We start from the raw sequence: 5,628 nt of genomic DNA on the forward strand, positions 1-5,628 counted from the left end.
CCAGTCCTGCAGCGCGCGGAGGCAGGTGCGGATGGCATCCGCGTGGACATGCTCGTTGTCCTTGTGCGCCAGCAGTGCATCACCGGGTCCGAAATTCACCGCCGGTATCCCCAGTTCGCTGAAGCGCGCGACGTCGGTCCAGCCGTATTTGGGTTTCGGCTCGCCTCCCACGGCGGCAACGAAGGAAGCGGCAGCCGGGTGCTGAAGGCCGGGGCGGGCGCCGGCTGCAGCGTCCGTGCGGACCACGTCGAAGCCCTCAAGGAGTTCCCGCACCACGGCTTCGGCCTGGTCCGGTGTCTTGTCCGGGGCGAAGCGGTAGTTGATTTCCACCACGCAGCGGTCCGGGATGACGTTGCCGGCGGTCCCGCCGTTGATCTTCACGGCGTTGAGGCTTTCGCGGTAGTCCAGGCCGTCCACGGTGACCGTTTGCGGTTCGTAGGCTGCGAGCCTTGCCAGGATGGGGGCTGCGGCGTGGATGGCATTGCTGCCCATCCAGGCCCGCGCCGAGTGCGCCGCTTCGCCCACGGTTGTTGCTTCAAACCGGCTGGTGCCGTTGCACCCGCCCTCCACAATGCCGTCCGTAGGTTCCAGGAGGATGGCGAAGTCCCCGTGCAGCAGGTGGCCGTGGTTGCGGACCAGGCGGCCCAGGCCGCTTTTCACCGCTTCCACTTCCTCATGGTCGTAGAAGACGAACGTGACGTCCCGCTTGGGCTGCGCGCCGCCGTCGAACAGCGTGGCCGCCAGCGCGAGCTGTACTGCCACACCGCCCTTCATGTCGGTCGCGCCGCGGCCGTACAGGATGCCTTCGCCCGGGACGCCGGACTCCCAGCTGGAAGGGACCGTTCCCTTGGAGCCCTCGGTCAGCGGCAGCGGCACAGTGTCCAGGTGCCCTGCCAGGATGACCCGTTCGGGGTGCCCCAGTTCCGTGCGGGCGATGATCGAATCCCCGTCGCGGACCACCGTCAGCTCCGGAAGACCCAGCAGCGCCGTTTCCACGGCGTCGGCGAGTTCCTTTTCGTTTCCGGACACGCTGTTGATGTCCATGATGGCGGCGGTCAGCAGCGCAACGTCCTGCCGCAGGTCCAGCCGCGCAGGCACGGGCTCCTGGCCGGATTCCTGGCTGGACAGGACGGACGCGGGGTCTGGAGCGGTTTCGGCAGTCACGAAGCCAGTCTAGTTCGAACCCGGTGCCCCGCCCTCGATAGACTGGAGCACATGACTGAGACCGCTTCTTCCGCCGTGCCCGAAACCCTGAACGCAACCACTGACGAACGCTCTGCCTACGGCTTTGGCGTGGCCACCATCGCCACTGCCAACGGCAGCGCCACCGTTTTGGACGTCTGGTTCCCCGCACCGGCCCTCGGTGTCGCCGCTGAGCACCTGCGTGCCGTGGAAAACGCTGACGATTCCCTGACGCAGATCGCGGAAAACGGCACCGATGAGGACCGCGGCACCGAGCAGAAGGTGGTGTTCGTCCAGATCAACCTTGACGAGGCCCCCGCCGACACCGCCGACGCCTACCTCCGGCTGCACCTGCTCTCGCACCGCCTGGTCAAGCCCAACACCATCAACTTGGACGGCATCTTCGGGAAGCTGCCCAACGTCGTCTGGACCAACTTCGGTCCCGCTGCCGTGGAGGGCTTCGAACTTACCCGTGCCCGGCTCCGCCGCCGCGGCGCCGTCACCGTGTACGGCATCGACAAGTTCCCGCGCATGGTGGACTACGTTGTGCCCTCCGGCGTGCGGATCGCCGACGCCGACCGGGTGCGCCTGGGTGCGCACCTGGCCGAAGGCACCACCGTCATGCACGAAGGCTTCGTGAACTTCAACGCCGGAACGCTGGGCACCTCCATGGTGGAAGGCCGTATCTCCGCGGGCGTCGTGACCGGTGATGGCAGCGACGTGGGCGGCGGCGCCTCCATCATGGGCACCCTCTCCGGTGGCGGCAAGGAAAAGATCACCATCGGCGAGCGGGTCCTGCTGGGCGCCAACTCAGGCGTTGGCATCAGCATCGGGGACGACTCCGTGGTGGAAGCCGGCCTGTACGTCACGGCCGGCACCCGCGTGCGCGTGCCCGGGCCCAAGGACGAGGTGGGAGAGGACACCACCAAGATCGTCAAGGCGGCCGAGCTGTCCGGCGTTTCCAACCTGCTGTTCCGCCGCAATTCCACCACCGGTGCCGTGGAGGTCCTCCCCCGGGCCGGCCAGACCGTGGAACTGAACGACGCCCTGCACGCCAACTAATCTATGGCTCGACGACGCGGCCTGCGCCGCCTGGCGGTACTGCTGCTGGCCCTTGCCCTGGTGGCCGGCGGCATCTATTCAGCGGTGTTCTTCGTGCAGCGTTCCGAAACCCTGGTTTCGGAGCGCTGCACCGCTGTTGTCGGCGACAGGACAGCCGAACTGGCACCCGACCAGGCGGTCTACGCCTCGCTGATCACCGCCGTCGCAGTCCAACGCGGGCTGCCTCCCCGGGCCGCGAGCATCGCCCTGGCCACGGCCATGCAGGAGTCCAAACTCCGCAACATCGCCCACGGGGACCAGGCCGGACCGGACTCGCGGGGACTGTTCCAGCAGCGGCCTTCGCAGGGATGGGGCACCGAGGAACAGGTCATGGACCCGTACTACGCCGTCAACGCGTTCTACGATGCGCTGGTGAAGGTCCCGGACTACGAGACGCTTGACATCACCGACGCCGCACAGCGCGTCCAGCGGTCCGCGTACCCCAGCGCCTATGCGCAGCACGAGGATATGGGGCGGTCCTTCGCCTCCGGGTTGTCCGGCCAGACACCCGAAGCCGTGCAGTGCACGCTGCGTTCGTCGGGCTCAGCCGGAGACGCCGCGGCGGTGGCCGCCGAACTCAGCACGGCGTACGGAGCGCTGGACGCTTCCGTGGAGGGACAGACCGTGGCGGTGAACGCCAGCGGCAGCCAGGCCTGGTCCGTGGCCCAGTGGGCGGTGGCGAATGCCAAAGGCCTCGAGGTGACCCGGGTGGAGGTGGCGGGCCGCAGCTGGGACCGTGCGGATCGGAACGGCTGGCAGGAATCTGCGGCGCCGGACGGACAGGTCCGGATTACGGTGGCCCCGCAAAGCACCCAGGCGGGTGTGGGCCAATGACTCAGACGAGGATCTCCACGACCGGCTGCACGTAGCTGCGGAACAGCTCCGGCTGGCCCATCAGCTGGTGACTCATGATGATCTTGTCCGGCTCCAGGTACCAGGCCCGCTGCTCATTCAGGGGCAGTTCGATGATGGTCAGCGTGAAGTCACGGGAATCCCGTCCCACTTCCATCAGCCTGTCGTCCACCAGTTCCTCCAGGAGCTGGTCCGTGCCGCTGGCCAGGCGTTCCGCCTCCAGCCGGGCGTACTCGCTCCTCCGCTCCCGCGCCCAGGTGAGGGCAGCGCCAAAGTGGGCCTGCAGGACCCGCTGCAGGGCGGGCGAGTTGCCGAATGCGCCAAACTCCGGCGGCGACAGTTCCGGCGAGGTCTGCGGATGGGCTTTGACCAGTTGTTCCCACCAGGCTTCCCACTCGGTCTTGAGCGCGCTCAGCCCGCCGACGTCGGCTGTCAGGTGGGTATGGTCCGCCGGACGGATCTTGGGAACGGCATGGGACAGCGCCGGGTGGCCTGCGCCGTTCAGCCCGACCGTGTCGCGGACGTAGAGTGCGATCATCATGGGTCCGGACGTGTCCGTAGTGATCTGCCACCGTGAACCGCTTGCCTGATGCATCCGAAGTCCTTCCCTGGCGTGCTCCTGCCGGGTCTGCTGATCCGGTTTCGCGCCCCCGGCTATCAGTCTATTCCCGCTCCCTGCCCACGGTAACGCCCCTCAGCGACTCAAGCCGTCAACGTGGCGTTCCAGCACGTCGGAGCACATTTGCGCGGTCATCCACCCGGGTTGCAGCAGGGCATGCATGCACAGCCCATCCAGCGTGGCCAGGAGGCGTTCCGCTTCCACCACCAGGCTCTCCTGCGGTTCGTCCTGCGGCATCAGCGCAGCCACCACCTGCCCGGCAATCGCTGCCACCTCCCGGTGGCTGCTGTCGGCAACCGGGGCGAGGAAAGGCCGGATCCTGGCCGCGTTCTTGAACGCCATCCAGGCGCAGGCTTCTACCGCCCGGGGCTCATCCAGGGGCAGCAGGCCACCCATCAGGGTTAATACCGCTGCACGCTGCTCAGGGCTGCGCGGCGCTGCGGCGGCGACACCGGGCAACGCCCCCTTGAGCCGGCGGACAATCCGGTCCACCACGGTGGCAAAGGAATAGGTCAGGAGTTCGTCGCTGCCGGCGAAGTAGTGCCGGACGGATCCGACGGCGAGTCCGGCCTCATCCGCCACCTCACGCAGCGAGGCGCGTTCAAGTCCATCCACCGCGATGATCCTGAGCACCGCTTCCACAACGTCCTGGCGGCGGGCTTCGGCATCTACAATTTTGGGCACTGCTCCTTTTTAGCACGGTTGTGCTCCATCGCTTGCCGCGCCTGCCGTCCCTGCCCGGCATCCGGAACATGGCGGCGGCACCGCGGCCCGGTGGGATAGCGTTGAGGCATGAAAATTCTGGTTACAGGGGGCACCGGTTACATCGGTTCCCACACTGTTCTTTCCCTGCAGGAAGCCGGCCACGATGTTGTTGTCATCGACAACCTCATCAACTCCAGCGAGGAGTCACTGCGCCGGGTTGCCGAACTCAGCGGCAAAACAGCTGAGTTCCATAACGTGGACCTGGTGGACGAAGCCGCGGTTGAGGCGGTCTTCGCCGGCAGCGCGATCGACGCCGTCATCCACTTCGCCGGCCTGAAGGCCGTAGGGGAATCGGTGCAGGAGCCGCTGAAGTACTACTACAACAACCTCGTGGGCACTTTGAACCTGATCCGCGTCATGGACCGGCACAACGTCCGGTCTTTTGTGTTCAGCTCGTCAGCGACGGTTTACGGCGAACACAACCCCATCCCCTACGTGGAAAAGATGGAGATCGGCGCCAACAACCCCTATGGCCGCACCAAGGAGCAGATCGAGGACATCCTCTCCGATCTTGGCGCAGCAGACGACCGCTGGCATATAGCCCTGCTGCGCTACTTTAACCCGGTAGGCGCCCACCCGTCCGGACGCATCGGCGAGGATCCGCAGGGCATCCCCAACAACCTGGTTCCGTTCATCGCGCAGGTGGCCGTTGGCCGGCGCGAAAAGCTCATGGTTTTCGGCGGCGACTACGACACCCCGGACGGCACGTGCCTGCGGGACTACATCCATGTGGTGGACCTTGCAGAAGGCCACGTGGCCGCCCTGAACCACGTGGCGGACCGCGCCGGCGTGTTCCGCTGGAACCTCGGTTCGGGCAAGGGTTCCTCCGTGCTGGAGGTCCTGCGCTCCTTCGAAAAGGCCGTGGGCAAGCCCATCCCCTACGAGATCACTGGCCGCCGCGCGGGCGACCTTCCTGCTTTCTGGGCTGACGCCACCTCGGCGCTGGCAGACCTGAGCTGGTCCACCACCAAGACCGTGGACCAGATGTGCGAGGACCACTGGCGGTGGCAGAAAAACAACCCCCAGGGCTACGCGTCCTGACAGCAACGGGGGTCACTAAACGCCCTTCGGGGACCTTGTATTGGGCGTTTGATGACCCCGCGTTGCCT

At 66.6% G+C, this 5,628-nt stretch carries 6 protein-coding genes; 3 read left to right on the plus strand and 3 right to left on the minus strand.

Annotated features, from left to right (window positions below; all coding sequences use genetic code 11):
* Positions 1-1,128 (minus strand): succinyl-diaminopimelate desuccinylase (gene dapE, locus P2Q66_RS06405; protein WP_275726463.1); only part of this gene is annotated, 1,128 nt, incomplete at its 3' end.
* Positions 1,129-1,215: 87 nt separating this feature from the next.
* Between dapE and dapD the strand changes: the two genes are divergently transcribed.
* Entirely contained in the window at positions 1,216-2,244 is a 1,029-nt protein-coding gene (gene dapD / locus P2Q66_RS06410) for a 2,3,4,5-tetrahydropyridine-2,6-dicarboxylate N-succinyltransferase (RefSeq protein ID WP_079597331.1), read from the plus strand.
* 3 nt (positions 2,245-2,247) lie between these two features.
* On the plus strand, positions 2,248-3,117 hold the full coding sequence (locus tag P2Q66_RS06415) for a hypothetical protein (protein WP_115525135.1): 870 nt from the start codon (positions 2,248-2,250) through the stop codon (positions 3,115-3,117).
* 1 nt (position 3,118) lies between these two features.
* Here P2Q66_RS06415 and P2Q66_RS06420 read toward each other — a convergent pair whose 3' ends face one another.
* Together P2Q66_RS06420 and P2Q66_RS06425 are read right to left on the minus strand one after the other, a co-directional pair.
* On the minus strand, positions 3,119-3,730 hold the full coding sequence (locus P2Q66_RS06420; protein WP_079597333.1) for a hypothetical protein: 612 nt from the start codon (positions 3,728-3,730) through the stop codon (positions 3,119-3,121).
* A 99-nt stretch (positions 3,731-3,829) separates the two neighbouring features.
* Entirely contained in the window at positions 3,830-4,438 is a 609-nt protein-coding gene (locus P2Q66_RS06425) for a TetR family transcriptional regulator C-terminal domain-containing protein (protein WP_275726460.1), read from the minus strand.
* A gap of 108 nt (positions 4,439-4,546) precedes the next feature.
* On the opposite strand from P2Q66_RS06425, the gene galE reads away from it, so the two are divergent.
* Positions 4,547-5,560 (plus strand): UDP-glucose 4-epimerase GalE, encoded by a 1,014-nt coding sequence (gene galE, locus P2Q66_RS06430; RefSeq protein ID WP_115525137.1) that lies wholly within the window; start codon positions 4,547-4,549, stop codon positions 5,558-5,560.
* Positions 5,561-5,628: the final 68 nt, after the last annotated feature.

The sequence above is a fragment of the Arthrobacter sp. Cr_A7 genome (assembly GCF_029222765.1).
In the GTDB taxonomy this organism is placed as follows: domain Bacteria; phylum Actinomycetota; class Actinomycetes; order Actinomycetales; family Micrococcaceae; genus Arthrobacter.

Coding starts and splice junctions, on each gene's coding strand:
- dapD (WP_079597331.1), top strand. CDS start 1,216: ATGACTGAGACCGCTTCTTCCGCCGTGCCCGAAACCCTGAACGCAACC.
- P2Q66_RS06415 (WP_115525135.1), top strand. CDS start 2,248: ATGGCTCGACGACGCGGCCTGCGCCGCCTGGCGGTACTGCTGCTGGCC.
- P2Q66_RS06420 (WP_079597333.1), bottom strand. CDS start 3,730: ATGCATCAGGCAAGCGGTTCACGGTGGCAGATCACTACGGACACGTCC.
- galE (WP_115525137.1), top strand. CDS start 4,547: ATGAAAATTCTGGTTACAGGGGGCACCGGTTACATCGGTTCCCACACT.